The sequence below is a fragment of the Lentzea xerophila genome, from assembly GCF_051094245.1.
GTDB lineage: Bacteria > Actinomycetota > Actinomycetes > Mycobacteriales > Pseudonocardiaceae > Lentzea > Lentzea xerophila.
In genome coordinates, this window is record NZ_CP194934.1 from 8,601,119 (window position 1) to 8,615,600 (window position 14,482).

The following is a 14,482-nucleotide window of genomic DNA, read 5'->3' on the forward strand; positions in this document are numbered from 1 at the left end:
ACCCGTTTGGAGGAAGCCCTGATGGCAGCCGTGCTGTGTGTCGGGCTCACAACTCTCGACGTGACCCAACGGGTGGACGCCTTCCCCGATCCCGGGCAGAAGATCCGCTCGCTCGACGCCGTGCTGTCGCCGGGCGGTCCGGCGGCGAACGCGGCCCGTGCCGTCGCGGCGCTGGGCGGAAAGGCGGCTCTGCTCACCGCGTTGGGTGCCGACGCACTGGGTGAATTCGTGCGGGCCTCCTTGGACCCGGTCCAAGTCACCGCCGTGGCCGGTACGACGCCCGTGAGCATGGTCGTCGTCAGAGACGCTGATGGGGAGCGCACGGTCGTCTCCCGCAACGCCTCGGTGCCGGTCGAAGCGCCCGATTTGTCCGAACTGCTCGCCGCCGCGGACGTCGTGCTCTTGGATGGACACCATGAAGGGCTGGTGATCCCCGCCGCCCGGCAGGCGAAAGAGCTGGGATTGCCTGTGGTGCTCGACGCCGGGAGCTGGAAACCTGTCCTCGATCACCTGTTGCCGCTGGTGGACGTCGCTGCCTGCGCTTCGGGGTTCGAGCTGTCCGAGGCCGAGGTGCACTCCTACGGGGTGCCGCTGGTCATCCGCACGCACGGTGCGGAGCCGGTGACCTGGTCGCGGAACGGCTCGGCCGGAGAGGTGCCGGTGCCCGCGGTGCAGGTGATGGACACGAACGGTGCCGGCGACGTCTGGCACGGCGCGTACGCCCATGCGCTCGCGGCAGGGGCGGACCCGGTGCGGGCCATCGGCTACGCGTCGGAGGCGGCAGCCGTTCGCGTCGGTGCGGTCGGGGACTGGGTTGAGGAGCTGGCGCGGTGGCAGGACAGCAGGTCAGGTTCGACGAGCTGCTAGAACGGGCTCGGGTGCTCACCGATCAGGGTGAGCGCAAGATTCTCGGCATCGGCGGAGCACCCGGTTCCGGCAAGTCGACACTCGCGCGCCGGCTCGTCGAGGCACTCGACGGCCAGGCGGTGCTGGTCGAGATGGACGGCTTCCACCTCGCGCAGAGCGAGCTCGAACGGCTGCGGCTGGTCGAGCGCAAGGGTGCGCCGGACACGTTCGACATCCCCGGCTACGTGGACCTCCTCGGCCGGATCAAGGCGTGCGGGCCGGACATGATCTACGCGCCGGAGTTCCGCCGCGAGATCGAGGAGCCGGTCGCCTGCGCGGTGCCGGTGCACCCGGACGTCCCGCTCGTCGTCACCGAGGGCAACTACCTGCTGCTCAACTACGACAAGTGGAAGCGCGTCCGGATCATCCTGGACGAGGCGTGGTTCCTGTTCATCGACGAGGACGTGCGCGTGCAACGCCTGATCGACCGCCACCTGCGGTACGGGCGCACCCTGTCGGAGGCGGAGGAACGGGTGCTGCACGGCACGGACCACGTCAACGCGTTGATGGTGAACTCGTCGAAGGGATCAGCGGACCTGCTGATCACCGAGGTCCTCTAAGGGGCGACGGCGCGTGACCTGCCGCGGATGAACCGGGTTGCCGTGCCTCAGCCCGCGTGCGGGTGGCTGACGTGCTCGAGGTCCTCGCTGGTCTCGTCGATCGGCTTGCGCATCTCCTGGCGGTAGCGCCAGGTGCCCCAGCCGGTGCCGCCGATGAAGAACGCGACGCTGATGACGATCGCCGCCGTCTCGAGCCACGGGAGCTGCTGCAGGATGCCGGCGCCGTAGTAGCCGGCGAGTACGAGCGTCGGCACCCACGCGATGGCGCCGATGGTCGTGGCCAGGGTGAACCGGCGGATGTCCATGCGGGCGGCACCGGCGATCATCGGTGCCAGCGTGCGGATCCACGGGATCCAGCGGGCGAGCACGACGGCCCAGAAGCCACGCCGGTCGAGGAACTCGCCGGCGCGTTGCAGATTCTCCCGGTTCAGCACCTTGCCGCCCTTGCGCGCGAGCACGCGCGTGCCGGTGGCCCGTCCGATGTAGTACCCGACCTGGTTGCCGACGACGGCCACGATCAGGGCCACGAGGGACAGCGCCCACGCCGACAGCTCACTGCTGTGGGTCGCCAGCACGACGCCGGCTGCGAACAGCAGCGAGTCACCGGGCAGGAACAGCCCGAAGATGAAAGCGCACTCGACGAAGATGAAGCTCAGCACGATGACCCACACGGCCACCGGACCAGCGGTCTCCAGCGAGGCGAAAGCATGCGCCACGGTGAGCCAGCCTACGTCGTGCCGCGTCGCCGACGTGGCGACATCGGGCTAACGGGATGGCGAAATCTGGATTGAGCACGCTGAGTCACTACATGAACTCCTTCCGGTGGTGATCATCATCGAGTGAACCAGTCGAATCGGACCAGTGGGGCAGATTGGAACATGCCGTGTGAACTCGCCGTCAGATGGACGTGTCGTGCCGTACTCCTGTCGGACGTACGGGGCGGTACCACGAGGCGTCCCGCTGAGTGCGAATTCACGGCCGACGATCCGGGCCGTTCCCACTAGCGTGACGGTATGGAGACCTTGCTCGCCGAACTCCGCACCGCAGTGGGTGACTCCGGCGTCCTGACCGACGCCGACGTCACCGCGAGCTACCAGCGCGACATGATGCCGTTGGCGCCGCACGGCAGCCCGCTGGCGGTGGTGTTCCCGCTGAACACCGAGCAGGTCCAGGCGGTGGTGCGGGCCTGCGCGAGCCACCGCGTCCCCATCGTCCCGCGCGGTGCGGGCAGCGGCCTCTCCGGCGCCGCGAACGCCATCGAGGGCTGCGTCGTCCTGGTCACGACCAAGATGAACGCGATCGTCGAGATCGACGCGGACAACCGCCTCGCCGTCGTCGAGCCCGGCGTGGTCAACCTCGACCTGCGCGGCGCCGTCGAGAAGGACGGCCTGTTCTACCCGCCGGACCCGAGCAGCTACGACTGGTGCACGATCGGCGGCAACCTCTCCACCAACGCGGGCGGCCTGTGCTGCGTGAAGTACGGCGTGACCACCGACTCGGTGCTGGGCCTGGAGGTCGTCCTGGCGGACGGCGAGGTGCTCAGGACCGGCCGCCGCACGGTCAAGGGCGTCGCCGGCTACGACCTGACCAAGCTCTTCATCGGCTCGGAGGGCACGCTCGGCGTGATCACCAAGGCCACGCTCGCGCTGAGGCCCCTTCCGCAGGCCCCGGCCACGCTGGTCGCCGCGTTCGGCAGCACCGCCACGGCGGGCGCCGCGGTCAGCCGGATCGTCCGCGAGGGCTTGGTGCCGTCGCTGATGGAGATCATGGACCGCACCTCGATCGAGGCCGTCGAGCAGTACCTGAAGACCGAGCTCGGCGCCGGCCCCGGCTGCGTGGCGCTGCTGATCTGCCAGTCCGACGCGGGCGGCGAGCAGGCCCGGCAGGAGCTGCGGAAGATCGAGGAGATCTGCCTGGAGGCGGACCTCGTCTACTCGACTTACGACGTCAACGAGGGCCGCGACCTCCTCACCGCCCGCCGCGCCGTGCTGACCGCGCTGGAGGTCTACGGCTCGTGGCTGACCGACGACGTGTGCGTGCCGCGCACCCGCATCGCCGAGCTCATCCAGGGCTGCGAGGACATCGCGAAGGAGGTCGGCCTCAAGATCGCCGTCGTCGGCCACGCGGGCGACGGAAACATGCACCCGACGATCGTCTACGACCCCACCGACGCCGACCAGTTCGCGCGCGCCCAGAAGGCGTTCGACGACATCCTCGCCGTCGGGTTGTCCCTGGGCGGCACGGTCACCGGCGAGCACGGCATCGGCAAGATCAAGCGGGAGTGGCTGGAGAAGGAGATCGGGCCGGTGGGCCTCCGGGTGCACCGTGACGTCAAGCGCGCGCTGGACCCGGAGAACCTGTTCAACCCCGGCTCGATGTTCAGTCTCTAGCAACAGGTGGCGACGGCCGGCGGGAACGGCTCCTGCGCGGCCTTTTCCACATCGGCGAGCATCTTCTGCCGTTCGGCCGCCCCGAGCACTCGGCCGCGGGTCAGCACGGCGTGGATCCGTTGCGTGTTGCGGATGTCCTTGAGCGGGTTCCCGTCCAGCACCACGAGGTTCGCCTCCGCCCCGGCCTGCACCACGCCGGCGCGCGTACCGGCCTTCAACGCCGCCTCGGGCGACAGGCCCGCCTCGACCAGCAGCTCCAGTTCGTCGTGCACGGAGAACCCCGAGAACGAGTAGGGATTTCCGGCGTCCGTGCCGACCAGCACCTCGACGCCGTGGGCGTGCATCTCGGCGACCTGGTCCAGGCGGCGCCGGAAGAACTCCGCCTGCTGCCGGATCTCCTGTGGTGTCACGGGAGCCCACTGCTGGAGCCCGTCGCGCCAGAAGTCCCGGTAGAACGCCGGCATGTACCTCATCCGCGGGTCGTCGGCGAACCGGTCCGCCGGGCTCGAGTACACCCGCATCGCGACCATCGTCGGGCAGAGCGCGGAGTTGTTGCGCCGCAACCGTTTCGCGACCGCGATGGCCTTCGTGCGGCGGTGGGACAGCGCGGCCTGGCGTTCGAGCTCCAGCACCTGCTTGAACCACGCGAACGAGTTGGCCGGGTCGAGCGGGAGGTCCGCGATCGCCTGGCGCAGCTGGGTTTCCCGTGCGCTCGTCGCGAGGGAGAGGCCGTACATGTGCTCGAAGGTCCGCTGTCCCAGGTCACTCGCGTCGCCCAGGGCCACGTGGTTTGAGCAGTGTCCGGCGAACGTGATGGCCTGCCGGGAACATTCGTCCGCGATGGCCGCGAGCGTCGGCCGGTCCAGGTACGAGTAGACCTTCACGAAGTCGGCGCCCTGGGTCTTCGCGTCCCGCACGGCCTGGCGTCCCTCGTCCGGCGTGCTGACGATCAGGGCGCCGGGCAACGTGGAGTGCGGGCCGTCGATGATCGAGCTGCCGACGACCAGCCGGGGCCCGAACACCTCGCCGCGCTCGATCCGTTCGCGCAGCTCGTAGATCGGCGGGAAGCCCCACATCTCGCGGATGCCCGTCACGCCGTTGACCAGGCACAACGGCAACGTGATCCGGTCCAGGTACGCGCCGTGCACGTGCATGTCCCACAGGCCGGGGATGACGAACTTGCCGGCCACGTCCAGCACCGTGGAGCCGCGCGGCAACGGCAGGTCGCACGAGCCGACGGCGAGAACCTTGTTGTCCGCCAGCACGATCGTGGTGCCGGAGCGAACTCCGGACGAGTCGACGAGCGTGGCGCCGCGCAGTGCGGTGACGCTCACGGAGGCACCGGCGGTGCCCGGTGCGAGCAGGCCCAGGCCCGCCGCCGCACCGAGTCCGCCCAGCCATCCCAGCACTTCGCGTCGAGTGGTGTCGGTCATGCCGTCCAACCAACACCTTGACGTTACGTCAGACTCAAATCCTTTCCAGCACCTGCCGCGCGCTGACCGCCCAGAGCGGGCTGGTGCTGAGCTCGGCGAGCTCGGGCACCAGCGCCGCGCGGTGCTCGTGGTCCAGCGTCTCGGCGACGTAGTGCAGCGCCGCCGCCACCCGCCACGTCTCCCGGCTGGTCAGCTCCTGGCGCAGCAGCGCGATCCGGTCCTCCACCTGCTGGTGCATCGGCTCAGCGCGTCATCGCCTTCAGCAGCGAGTGCTGCGCGTCGTCGTGCCCGAGCTCCCACATGAACGTGCCGAGCAGGCCGCGGGAGCGGGCGAAGTCCGCGCGGATCCCGATCGAGCGCGGGTTCTCGTACGAGACGAACTTCTTCTCGGCCGCGTTGTACAGCCAGGGCGACTGCGCGACCGGGTGCCAGTACTCCTGCCAGCCGGGAGTCGCCTTCAGCTTCAGCACCTCCTGGTAGCCGTCGACCCAGAACGCGCTGTCGTAGGGCTGGTAGAGGCCGTGCTGCGGTCCCTCGGTCCGCACGTTGAAACCGCGGCCGTAGAACGGGGTGCCGAGCACCATCTTGCGCGGCGAGACGCCGTGCCGCTGGTAGTAGTCGATGGCACCGGCGACGTTGTTCCACCTGCGGTCGGCGGCGGGCATCGGGTCGTTCCAGACCTCGCGGAGACCGGCGTTGAACGTGGCCACGGGCGAGAAACCGGTGCCGAGGTCGTAGGTCATGACGTTGATGAAGTCCATGATCCGCGACAGCTCGCGGAGCTCGAACGACTTCGCCGGGTCGTACGGGCCGTCGGTCTGCAGCCGTCCGGCGGGCAGCGCGGCGGTGACGAGCTTGCGCGACCCCAGCGCCTTGCGGAAGTCGCGGGTCAGCAGCGTCATGTTGCGCCTGTCCTCGGGGCGGTCCGTGATGTCGGCCGGGCCGCCGTAGACCGGGAACTCCCAGTCGATGTCGATGCCGTCGAACGTGCCGTCGGTGAAGAACAGGTCCACACAGGACTGAACGAGCGTCCTGCGCGAGGCGGCGGTCAGCGCGGCGTCGGAGAAACCGCCCGCACCCCAGCCGCCCAGCGAGATCAGCGCCTTCAACGACGGCTTGCGCTGCTTGAGGTCCCGGATGTCCGCGAAGTCCTTGGCGGCGGTGGTCGCCGGCATCACGCACCTGCCGTTCTCGATGAGCGCGAACGCGTAGAACAGGTGCGTGATCGGGGTGTTCGCCGGAATCGACGAGATCGGCTTCGAGCCGCTGTACCAGTTGCCGTAGTAGGCGCCGACGATCTTCCTGGACGGCGCGGCCTCGGCGGCGCCAATGCCAACTGAGACGGAAAGTGCGGCCAGTGCGACCGCCAGTCCCTTGCGGAGCAACGACATCGGTGGCCTCCACCTAGTGGTTTAGACCAAAACAACCTAGGGTCGGTATCCGACCTGGTGCAACACCTGGAGCAGGTAGGTTTCCAGTGCCTCGGCCGTGTTGTGCTCCGGACGGGTCAGCGCGCGGTAGAAAAGCGCACCTCCCACCACGTCCACGACGACCTCCAGGTCGGTACCGGGCGGAAAACCGGGACACAGCAGGTCCTTCAGCACCGCTCGCCGCGGGGCGATGAAGAGCGTCCAGTACCGCCGCATCAGCTCGAAGTTGTCCGCGGACGCGCCCACGATCCGGCGCAGCAGCTGGACCGACTGCTCGGTCGACAGCAACGCCGCCCAGCCCCTGAGCGTCTCCTCCGGCGGTGCGACGGCCATCCGTTCCGGATCGAGCGCCGCGACGGTGCGCGGCAGCTCGATCACGCTGAACAGCAGGTCCTCCTTGGTGGCGAACCGGCGGTAGACCGTCGCGCGGGTCACGCCCGCGCGCCTCGCGACCTGTTCGATCGAGGTGCCGTCGAGGCCGCGTTCCAGGAACAGCTCGAACGCCGCCGTCAGGATCGCGTTGTCAGCCTCGGGGTCGCGGGGACGCCCAGCACTTCGTTCAGCCACGCGGAGAGCCTTTCCGGGGAGGTCGGGCCGCGCCACGCCAGATGCCCGTCGGGACGCACCAGCAGCGTGTCGCCGGCGCGTTCATGGTGCACGACGTCCCCGAGCCGGTCCCGCGCCACCTCCAGGCACGCCGCGGGCCCCGCCAGCACCCACCTGCCGACCCGTGCGAACGCCGGCACCCGCTCGCCGCCACGCCGTCCGGCCGCCAGCGGTCCCGAGTACCTCACGTCGAGCTGCGAGGTGAACCGGACCAGCCGCCGCTGCACGGGACCCGCGTTCAGCAGCGGCCACATCACCCGGTCCCGGATCGTCCGCGTCACGAGGCCCGGTCCCAGCACCAGCCGCGTCGCCGGAGTGGTCGAGGCGAGCACCCGTGCGCCGATCGGCCGGCGTTCGGCCTCGTAGGTGTCGAGCAGCCGTTCGGTCGCCCTGCCCCGCACCACCAGCGCGAGCTTCCACGCCAGGTTCTCCGCGTCGCCGAGACCGGTGTTCATGCCCTGTCCGCCCACGGGGCTGTGGATGTGCGCCGCGTCGCCCGCCAGGAACACGGTGCCGCGCCGGTAGGTCGCGGCCTGCCGCCGGTGGATCCGGAACGTCGACTCCCACTCCACCGAGTCGATCGGCCCCGGCGTCCACCGCCCGCCGTCCGGTGACATCACGCGCCAGACGCCGCCGGGCAGCGGGAAGATCGTCGTCATCGACGGTCCGTCGGCGAAGATGTGGATCGACTCGCGGTCGAGGTCCCACGCCGCGTGGACGTCACGCAGCAGGAAGTTCTCCATCACCTGCGAGCCCTCGAACGCGATGCCGGCCATCTTGCGCACCGCCGAGTGCGCGCCGTCGCAGCCGACGAGCCAGTCCCACTCCGTGACGGAGGAGGCCGGCGTGTTCCACTCGACCTCCACTCCCAGCGCGGACAGCCGGTCGCGCAGCCGTTCCTCCACGCGGGCCTGCGAGACGACCAGCTGACCGGCTTCGCGCAGCGCGCTCATGTCCAGCGCCACCTCGCCGTTGAGGCGCATCGACCGCAACCGGACCGCCTTCTCGGCGAGGTCGCTCAGTGCGCCCAGCCGCGCCAGCACCTCCACGCCGCGCGGCTGCAAGCCCATCGCCCTCGACGTCGTGGCCGGGCCACCGGCCGCGTCCACCACCCGCACGTCCACCCCGAACCGCCTGAGTCCGCACGCCAGCGCCAAGCCGGTCGGACCCGCCCCCACCACAGTGATCATATTAATACAGTACAGCTCTGTATTCGAATCTGGCCAGCAAAAAACCCGCCTGCCGGAGCGGACGGGCTCTCTGCGGTCAGCGCTCGACGCGGGGGATGACCTGCGTCGAGTCGTCGTGGAGCTGTGCGTCCATGATCTGCGTGATGTCGTCCGCCTCTTCCTGCAGGAGCGACTTCTTCTCCCTGCGCGCCTTGATCACCTCGACGATGATCGGCACGATCGACAGGAACACGATGGCGAGCAGCGTGATCTCGAGGTTGTCCTTGATGAACGAGACCTGGCCGAGGAAGTAGCCGAGGACCGTCAGACCAGCGGCCCACGCGACGCCGCCGATCGCGGAGTAGGTGAAGTACTTCTTCGGGTCCATCCTGCCGACACCGGCCATCGCCGTGATGAACGTGCGGACGATCGGCACGAACCGGGCGAGGACGATGGCGCGCGCGCCGTACTTGTCGAAGAACTCCTGCGTCTTGTCGACGTACTCCTTCTTGAAGATCTTCGACTCCGGCTTGCTGAACAACGCCGGACCGGCCTTGCGGCCGATGTAGTAGCCGACGACGTTGCCCACGAACGCGCAGATCGTCAGCAGCACGCAGACGAGCCACAGCGGGGTGTCGATGGTGCCCGCCGCGACGAAGAGACCCGCTGTGAACAGCAGCGAGTCGCCGGGCAGGAAGAAGCCGACGAGCAGCCCGCACTCAGCGAAGATGATGAGGCACAGCCCGATGAGCATGTACGGGCCGAGCCCGTTCAGCAGCACGGTGGGGTCCAGCCAGTCAGGGCCCAATGCAATCGTCACGGCGACAACGGTACAGGTCAGCTGAGCGTGATCACTGCGGCCACCGTGCCCGCTGCCAGGCCCAACAGCAGGGCGAGGCCCAGCACCCACCACGCGGACATGGGTGCGGGACGCTCGTCGGCAATTGCGGCAGGTGCGACAAATCCGGCATTCGTGCTGGTCGCCTGCGCTCGCAGCGCGTCGGTCACCAGTCGCTCCGGATCGTCCGCCATCCACCTATTCCTTGACCCACTCGCCCCTGACCATCACGTCCCTCGGCTTCAATTCTGCATCCAGCACGACGAGGTCCGCCGCACAACCCGGCTGGAGCTTGCCGGTGTCGAGACCGAGGAGCTCGGCGCCACGGGTCGAGGTGGCGTAGGCGGCCTCAACGAGCGACAGCCCGCACGAGTTGACGGCGTTGCGGAACGCCATGTCCATCGTGAGCGTGCTGCCGGCCAGCGCCGCGCCGCCTGCCAGCGTTGGCACTCCGTCGACGACGCGCACCTCGAGCCCGCCGACGTCGTACACGCCGTCACCGACACCGGCCGCCGCGATGGCGTCGGTGATCAGGATCGTGCGCTCCAGGCCCGCGTGACGCGCGGCCAGGCGGACAGCGGTCGGGTGCAGGTGCACGAGGTCGCAGATGAGCTCGACGGTCACGCGTTCGTCGTCCAGCAGCGCGCCGATCGGGCCGGGTTCGCGGTGGTGCAGCGGACGCATGCCGTTGAACAGGTGCGTGGCCACGGACGCGCCGGCGTCGACGGCCGGCCGGACCTGCGCCTCCGTCGCGTCGGTGTGACCGATGGCGGCGATGACGCCCGAGTCGACGAGCTGGTGCACGGCCTGGACCGCGCCCTCCAGCTCGGGTGCGATGGTGATCATGCGGACGGTGCCCTTGCCCGCGTCGAGCAGCTTGGTCACCGAGGTCTGCTCCGGCGGGCACAGGATCGCCGGGTCGTGCGCGCCGCAACGGGCAGCGGACAGGAACGGGCCCTCCAGGTGGATGCCCGCGACCACGCCCTCCTGAGCCAGCTCGGCCAGCGCGGACACCTGGTCGGCCAGCTCCGGCACCGGGCGCGAGACCAGCGAGGCCAGCAACGTCGTGGTGCCGTGCCTGCGGTGCGCCGCCGCGGCCTTGCGGATCTTCACCGGGTCGCTGCTGGTGAACGCGTCACCGCCACCGCCGTGGCAGTGGATGTCGACGAACCCGGGCACGATCGTGCAGCCGCTGACGTCGGTCGCCGGCCCGTCGGGTGCCATCCCCTCGCCGACCGCGGCGATCCTGCCGTCGCGGACGCTCACCCACCCGTTCTCGAGCACCCCGCCCGGCGTGACGACCCGACCACCGGTCAGGGTCACGTCGACTGGTCCACCCCACGTGCTCATCACGCCTCCAGCGTGTCGATGGCCAGCAGCGCCGCGCCGAGGAAACCTGCCTCGTCGCCGAGCGCCGCGAGCCGCAGCTCCGGTCGGCGCTGGAAGGCGATCAGCCCGTCCAGCCTTTCCCGCAACGGCTCCACCAGCAGGTCTCCTGCGAGTGCGAGCCCACCGCCGAGCACGACGGCCTCCGGGCCGAGCAGCGTCGCCAGTACCAGGATGCCCCTGGCGAGCGCGTCCACGGCCTCGTGCCACACGGCGACAGCGTCCTGCTCCCCGTTCTTCACCCTGAGTGCGACCTCAGCGGCGCCGTTGACGGGGGTGCCGGTACGTGCGGTGTACCGGCGGGCGATCGCCGCGGAGGACGCCACTGTCTCCACGCAGCCGATCTGGCCACACGCGCAAGGCACGCCGTGGCCGACGTTCACATGTCCGATCTCACCCGCGTAGCCCTCGCCGCTGTAGATCTTCCCGTCCAGCAGCAGCGCGCCGGCGATCCCGGTGCCGATGGGCATGATCACCGCGTTGCGCAAATCCTTCGCGGCCCCCATGCGGCATTCGGCCAGGCCAGCAGCACGCACGTCGTGACCGAACGCGACCGGGACACCCAGCCGTTCGGTGAGGACGGTGCTGAACGGGAACTGGCTCCACGGCAGGTTCGTCGTGTACACGCCGACACCGTTGGCCTCGTCCACGATGCCCGGCGCCACGATCCCCACGGCGTCGATCTTGTGCTCGGAAGCCTGGCTGAGCTCGTCGACGAGCTCGGCTATGACGGCGAGCAGCGGTTCGAGCTCGCCCGGCGTCGCCCGGCGTGCGTGCTTCTCCGCCGCCACCGCGTCCGAGGTCCCGGAGACCAGCGCCGCCTTGGTTTCGGTGCCACCGATGTCAACGGCGACCACGTGTCTGCGTGCCACGGGGACTGATCCTGCGGCATGGGAGGCCTATTGGTCTATACCAAGTACCGATTTGGGCGTGTGGTCTTACGAGCTGAAACCGTCGCATCGGGCAAAACGGCGTCAGCTGGGGAAACGGTGAAGTTTGTTGCCTGCTCGGCTCAGCCCGCCATGATCTTCTGCAGGGCATCGAGCGCGCGGGACGCCGTCGACTTCACGGTGCCCTTCGAGATGCCGGTGGCCTCGGCGATCTCGGCCTCCGACAGGTCGCCGTAGTAGCGCAGCACGAGCACCTCGCGCTGGCGCGGCGGCAGTTGCTGCAACGCCTTGACCACGGCCTGGTGTTCGGCGGTCAGCATCGCGAGCGACTCGGCCGAGCGCGCGTTCGCCACGTGCGGTGGCGTGTAGTCGCGGGCCGTCTTGCGCCGGCGCAGCACGCTGCGCGAGCCGTTGACCACGGCCGTGCGCAGGTAGCCGACGGCCGCCTGCGCGTCACGCAGGCCCTTCCAGTTGCGGTGCAGGCCGGTGAAGGCCTCCTGGACCACGTCCTCTGCCGTCGCGGGCTCGTCGACGAGCAGCAGCGCGAGCCTGATCAGGCGCATGCGGTGCTGCTTGTACAGGTCTTCGAGCGTGAGCGGCCCTGTGGGAGGTCCTGCGACGCCGTCCTTGATTCGCAGGTTGGTCAGGGTGTCCTGCACGGTGCGCGGGGTTTCTTCGCCAACCACAAGGTAGGACGGTACCGGTCAGCTTCACTACGGTGGGCGCATGGCCCGCTTTGCAGTCGAATTGGTGTTCGGTCCCGATCGCGACAAGCTCCTCGCGACCCGCCCCGCGCACCGCGAGTACGTCGCCTCTCTCGTCGAGAAGGGCGTGGTCCTCGCCGGTGGCCCGTTCGCGGACGACGCCGGCGCGATGATCGTCTACAGCGCCGACGACGAGGCGGCGGTGAAGGAGATCATCGCCGCCGACCCGTACACGGCCGCGGACGTCGTCGCCGAGTGGAACGTCCGCGAGTGGAACGTCGTGCTGGGAGCCTGGCTCCTGTGACATGGCCGCGCCCCGGCGCGGCGAATCACCGACCAGCGGCCTGGCCGCCCGGCCCGACCAGGCCCGACGTGTCGCTCGCGGCCATCTGCCGGTCGGCGTCGGCCACCTCGTCGACCAACTGGCGGTCCACGACCACCGGCGTGAACGCGCGGAAGTACTTCAAGGCGCCGACCCAGCCGGGGACGTGGACCGCCCTCGCCCGCTTCTCTATGCCCCGGACGACGGCCTTCCCGACGTTGCGGACGGGGTACTTCTTGCCGGCGAGGCCCGGCATGCCCTTGCGCAGCTTGCCGAAGACCGGGTGCTCGTCGGCGCTGTTGACCATGTCCGTGGAGATCCACGAGAAGTACGCGGTGCCGACGTCCACGCCCAGGTGCCTGACCTCGGCGCGCAGGCTGTCCGCGAACGCCTCGCAGCCCGCCTTCGCCGCCGAGTAGGCCGCGTTGCCGGGGATGTGGACGATCGCGGCCAGCGACGACACGACCAGGCAGTAGCCGCGGCTGCGGATCAGGTGTGGCAGCGCCGTGCGGACCGTGCGCCACACACCGAGCAGGTTGACCTCGATGACCCGTTCGAACGCCTTGGGGTCCATGGAGCGCACGAACCCGGTGGCCGCGATGCCCGCGTTCGCCACCACGACGTCGATGCCGCCGAAGTGCTCGGCGACCTCGTTGGTGACGCGTTCGAGCACGTCCCAGTCGGTGACGTCGGCTTCCCACGCCTTGCCGCCGGTCTCCCGCGCTACCTCTTCGAGCAGGGCCTTCTCGAGCCCGACGAGCGCGAGCCGAGCCCCGCGCGCGGCCAGTTGCCTTGCCACCTCGGCGCCGATGCCCCTGGCCGCGCCGGTGATCAGTACCACCTTGCCCGTGACGTCCATGCCGTCACGGTAACGCAACCTACTCCCGGTAAGCTACTGGCAAGTTAAATTGCGCTCAGGCGGTCTGCCTCGGCCTGCGTGAGTTCGAGCGTGAGCACCGGCAGCAGGTCGTTGAGCTGCTCCAACGTGCGGGCGGACGCGATCGGCGCGGCCACCGTCGGCTGGTGGGCGAGCCACGCCAGGGCGACCGAGGCGACCGTGGTGCCGTGCGTCTCGGCCAGTTCGTCAAGCACCTCGATGACCTGCAGGCCGTGCTCGTCGAGGTACTGCGAGGCGGCGGTGGCCCGCGCACTCTCGACCACGACGCCCGGCCGGTACTTGCCGGTCAGGAACCCCCTCGCGAGCCCCCAGAACGGCACGGTGGCGAGGCCGTGCCGCGCGACGGTGTCCTGGAGCGCGCCCTCGAACTTGGCGCGGCTGACCAGGTTGTACTCGGGTTGCAGGGCCACGAACTTCGCGAAGCCCTCGCGTTCCTGGATCTCCAGCGCCTTCGCCAGCCGTTCGGCGGAGAAGTTGGAGGCCGCGACGTAGCGGACCTTGCCGTCGCGGACGAGCTGGTCGTAGGCGGCCAGCGTCTCCTCGAGCGGCGTGGCCGGGTCGTCGAGGTGGTTGTAGTAGAGGTCGATGTGGTCGACGCCGAGCCGCTTCAGCGAGCGCTCGGCGCCGCCCAGGATGGTGTCGCGCTTCTGGTTGTTGAACCCGGCGAGCATGCCGACCTTCGTCGCCACCACGACGTCGTCGCGGCGCCCGCGCCTGGCCAGCCACCTGCCGATGATCGTCTCCGACTCGCCGCCGGAGTTGCCCTCCGCCCACGCCGAGTACGAGTCGGCGGTGTCGACGAAGTTCCCGCCCGCCTCCACGTAGGCGTCGAGCACTGCGAACGACTGGTGCTCGGCCGCGGTCCAGCCGAACACGTTGCCGCCCAGGCAGAGGCGCGACACGTCCAGGTCTGTGGTGCTCAAGATCGACATACTGCGCAAGGTAGTCCG

General features: G+C 69.6%; 17 protein-coding genes. 4 read left to right on the top strand and 13 right to left on the bottom strand.

Annotated elements, in window-relative coordinates; genetic code table 11:
• Positions 1 to 21: 21 nt before the first annotated feature.
• On the top strand, positions 22 to 867 hold the full coding sequence (locus ACRSBM_RS41335; RefSeq protein ID WP_434452145.1) for a carbohydrate kinase family protein: 846 nt from the start codon (positions 22 to 24) through the stop codon (positions 865 to 867).
• The gene (locus ACRSBM_RS41340; protein WP_093595565.1) at positions 831 to 1,466 is read left to right on the top strand and encodes a nucleoside/nucleotide kinase family protein; all 636 of its coding nucleotides are present in this window, start codon (positions 831 to 833) and stop codon (positions 1,464 to 1,466) included. The genes ACRSBM_RS41335 and ACRSBM_RS41340 overlap by 37 nt, the downstream gene beginning before the upstream one ends.
• 47 nt (positions 1,467 to 1,513) lie before the next feature.
• Here ACRSBM_RS41340 and ACRSBM_RS41345 read toward each other — a convergent pair whose 3' ends face one another.
• Positions 1,514 to 2,182 carry a DedA family protein gene (locus ACRSBM_RS41345; protein WP_434452146.1) on the bottom strand — a complete coding sequence of 223 codons (669 nt, stop codon included), beginning with the start codon at positions 2,180 to 2,182 and terminating at the stop codon, positions 1,514 to 1,516.
• Positions 2,183 to 2,479: 297 nt separating this feature from the next.
• Here ACRSBM_RS41345 and ACRSBM_RS41350 point away from each other — a divergent pair, with 297 nt between their 5' ends.
• Entirely contained in the window at positions 2,480 to 3,856 is a 1,377-nt protein-coding gene (locus ACRSBM_RS41350) for an FAD-binding oxidoreductase (RefSeq protein WP_434452147.1), read from the top strand.
• Here ACRSBM_RS41350 and ACRSBM_RS41355 read toward each other — a convergent pair.
• The 10 genes from ACRSBM_RS41355 to ACRSBM_RS41400 form a co-directional block, all read right to left on the bottom strand.
• Complete coding sequence (locus tag ACRSBM_RS41355; protein ID WP_434452148.1) at positions 3,853 to 5,289, bottom strand: amidohydrolase family protein; 1,437 nt, start codon at positions 5,287 to 5,289, stop codon at positions 3,853 to 3,855. The genes ACRSBM_RS41350 and ACRSBM_RS41355 overlap by 4 nt on opposite strands.
• A gap of 34 nt (positions 5,290 to 5,323) precedes the next feature.
• A complete protein-coding gene (locus tag ACRSBM_RS41360) occupies positions 5,324 to 5,527 on the bottom strand; it encodes a hypothetical protein (protein WP_434452149.1) in 204 nt (67 codons plus the stop codon).
• Positions 5,528 to 5,531: 4 nt separating this feature from the next.
• The gene (locus ACRSBM_RS41365; RefSeq protein WP_434452150.1) at positions 5,532 to 6,680 is read right to left on the bottom strand and encodes a glycoside hydrolase family 18 protein; all 1,149 of its coding nucleotides are present in this window, start codon (positions 6,678 to 6,680) and stop codon (positions 5,532 to 5,534) included.
• Between the two features lie 36 nt (positions 6,681 to 6,716).
• Positions 6,717 to 7,286, bottom strand: a complete 570-nt coding sequence (locus ACRSBM_RS41370; protein WP_434452152.1) for a TetR/AcrR family transcriptional regulator — start codon at positions 7,284 to 7,286, stop codon at positions 6,717 to 6,719.
• On the bottom strand, positions 7,229 to 8,515 hold the full coding sequence (locus tag ACRSBM_RS41375) for an FAD-dependent oxidoreductase (RefSeq protein WP_434452154.1): 1,287 nt from the start codon (positions 8,513 to 8,515) through the stop codon (positions 7,229 to 7,231). The genes ACRSBM_RS41370 and ACRSBM_RS41375 overlap by 58 nt, the downstream gene beginning before the upstream one ends.
• A gap of 76 nt (positions 8,516 to 8,591) precedes the next feature.
• Positions 8,592 to 9,308 (bottom strand): DedA family protein, encoded by a 717-nt coding sequence (locus tag ACRSBM_RS41380; protein WP_434453461.1) that lies wholly within the window; start codon positions 9,306 to 9,308, stop codon positions 8,592 to 8,594.
• Positions 9,309 to 9,331: 23 nt separating this feature from the next.
• Complete coding sequence (locus tag ACRSBM_RS41385) at positions 9,332 to 9,526, bottom strand: hypothetical protein (protein ID WP_434452156.1); 195 nt, start codon at positions 9,524 to 9,526, stop codon at positions 9,332 to 9,334.
• Between the two features lie 4 nt (positions 9,527 to 9,530).
• The gene (gene nagA, locus ACRSBM_RS41390) at positions 9,531 to 10,682 is read right to left on the bottom strand and encodes an N-acetylglucosamine-6-phosphate deacetylase (RefSeq protein ID WP_434452157.1); all 1,152 of its coding nucleotides are present in this window, start codon (positions 10,680 to 10,682) and stop codon (positions 9,531 to 9,533) included.
• Positions 10,682 to 11,590: an ROK family protein gene (locus tag ACRSBM_RS41395; RefSeq protein ID WP_434452158.1), complete on the bottom strand. Its 909-nt coding sequence runs from the start codon at positions 11,588 to 11,590 to the stop codon at positions 10,682 to 10,684. Before ACRSBM_RS41395 ends, nagA begins: the two co-directional genes overlap by 1 nt.
• A 140-nt stretch (positions 11,591 to 11,730) precedes the next feature.
• Positions 11,731 to 12,294 (bottom strand): SigE family RNA polymerase sigma factor, encoded by a 564-nt coding sequence (locus ACRSBM_RS41400; protein ID WP_030465839.1) that lies wholly within the window; start codon positions 12,292 to 12,294, stop codon positions 11,731 to 11,733.
• A 40-nt stretch (positions 12,295 to 12,334) separates the two neighbouring features.
• Here ACRSBM_RS41400 and ACRSBM_RS41405 point away from each other — a divergent pair, with 40 nt between their 5' ends.
• Positions 12,335 to 12,616, top strand: a complete 282-nt coding sequence (locus ACRSBM_RS41405; protein WP_434452159.1) for a YciI family protein — start codon at positions 12,335 to 12,337, stop codon at positions 12,614 to 12,616.
• Positions 12,617 to 12,641: 25 nt separating this feature from the next.
• Here ACRSBM_RS41405 and ACRSBM_RS41410 read toward each other — a convergent pair whose 3' ends face one another.
• Both ACRSBM_RS41410 and ACRSBM_RS41415 read right to left on the bottom strand, forming a co-directional pair.
• A complete protein-coding gene (locus ACRSBM_RS41410) occupies positions 12,642 to 13,493 on the bottom strand; it encodes an SDR family oxidoreductase (RefSeq protein WP_434452160.1) in 852 nt (283 codons plus the stop codon).
• 44 nt (positions 13,494 to 13,537) lie between these two features.
• A complete protein-coding gene (locus tag ACRSBM_RS41415; RefSeq protein ID WP_434452161.1) occupies positions 13,538 to 14,464 on the bottom strand; it encodes an aldo/keto reductase in 927 nt (308 codons plus the stop codon).
• Between the last annotated feature and the right edge of the window lie 18 nt (positions 14,465 to 14,482).

Coding starts and splice junctions, on each gene's coding strand:
- ACRSBM_RS41405 (WP_434452159.1), top strand. CDS start 12,335: ATGGCCCGCTTTGCAGTCGAATTGGTGTTCGGTCCCGATCGCGACAAG.
- ACRSBM_RS41335 (WP_434452145.1), top strand. CDS start 22: ATGGCAGCCGTGCTGTGTGTCGGGCTCACAACTCTCGACGTGACCCAA.
- ACRSBM_RS41415 (WP_434452161.1), bottom strand. CDS start 14,464: ATGTCGATCTTGAGCACCACAGACCTGGACGTGTCGCGCCTCTGCCTG.
- ACRSBM_RS41350 (WP_434452147.1), top strand. CDS start 2,480: ATGGAGACCTTGCTCGCCGAACTCCGCACCGCAGTGGGTGACTCCGGC.
- ACRSBM_RS41365 (WP_434452150.1), bottom strand. CDS start 6,680: ATGTCGTTGCTCCGCAAGGGACTGGCGGTCGCACTGGCCGCACTTTCC.
- nagA (WP_434452157.1), bottom strand. CDS start 10,682: ATGAGCACGTGGGGTGGACCAGTCGACGTGACCCTGACCGGTGGTCGG.
- ACRSBM_RS41375 (WP_434452154.1), bottom strand. CDS start 8,515: ATGATCACTGTGGTGGGGGCGGGTCCGACCGGCTTGGCGCTGGCGTGC.
- ACRSBM_RS41355 (WP_434452148.1), bottom strand. CDS start 5,289: ATGACCGACACCACTCGACGCGAAGTGCTGGGATGGCTGGGCGGACTC.
- ACRSBM_RS41360 (WP_434452149.1), bottom strand. CDS start 5,527: ATGCACCAGCAGGTGGAGGACCGGATCGCGCTGCTGCGCCAGGAGCTG.
- ACRSBM_RS41385 (WP_434452156.1), bottom strand. CDS start 9,526: ATGGCGGACGATCCGGAGCGACTGGTGACCGACGCGCTGCGAGCGCAG.
- ACRSBM_RS41410 (WP_434452160.1), bottom strand. CDS start 13,493: ATGGACGTCACGGGCAAGGTGGTACTGATCACCGGCGCGGCCAGGGGC.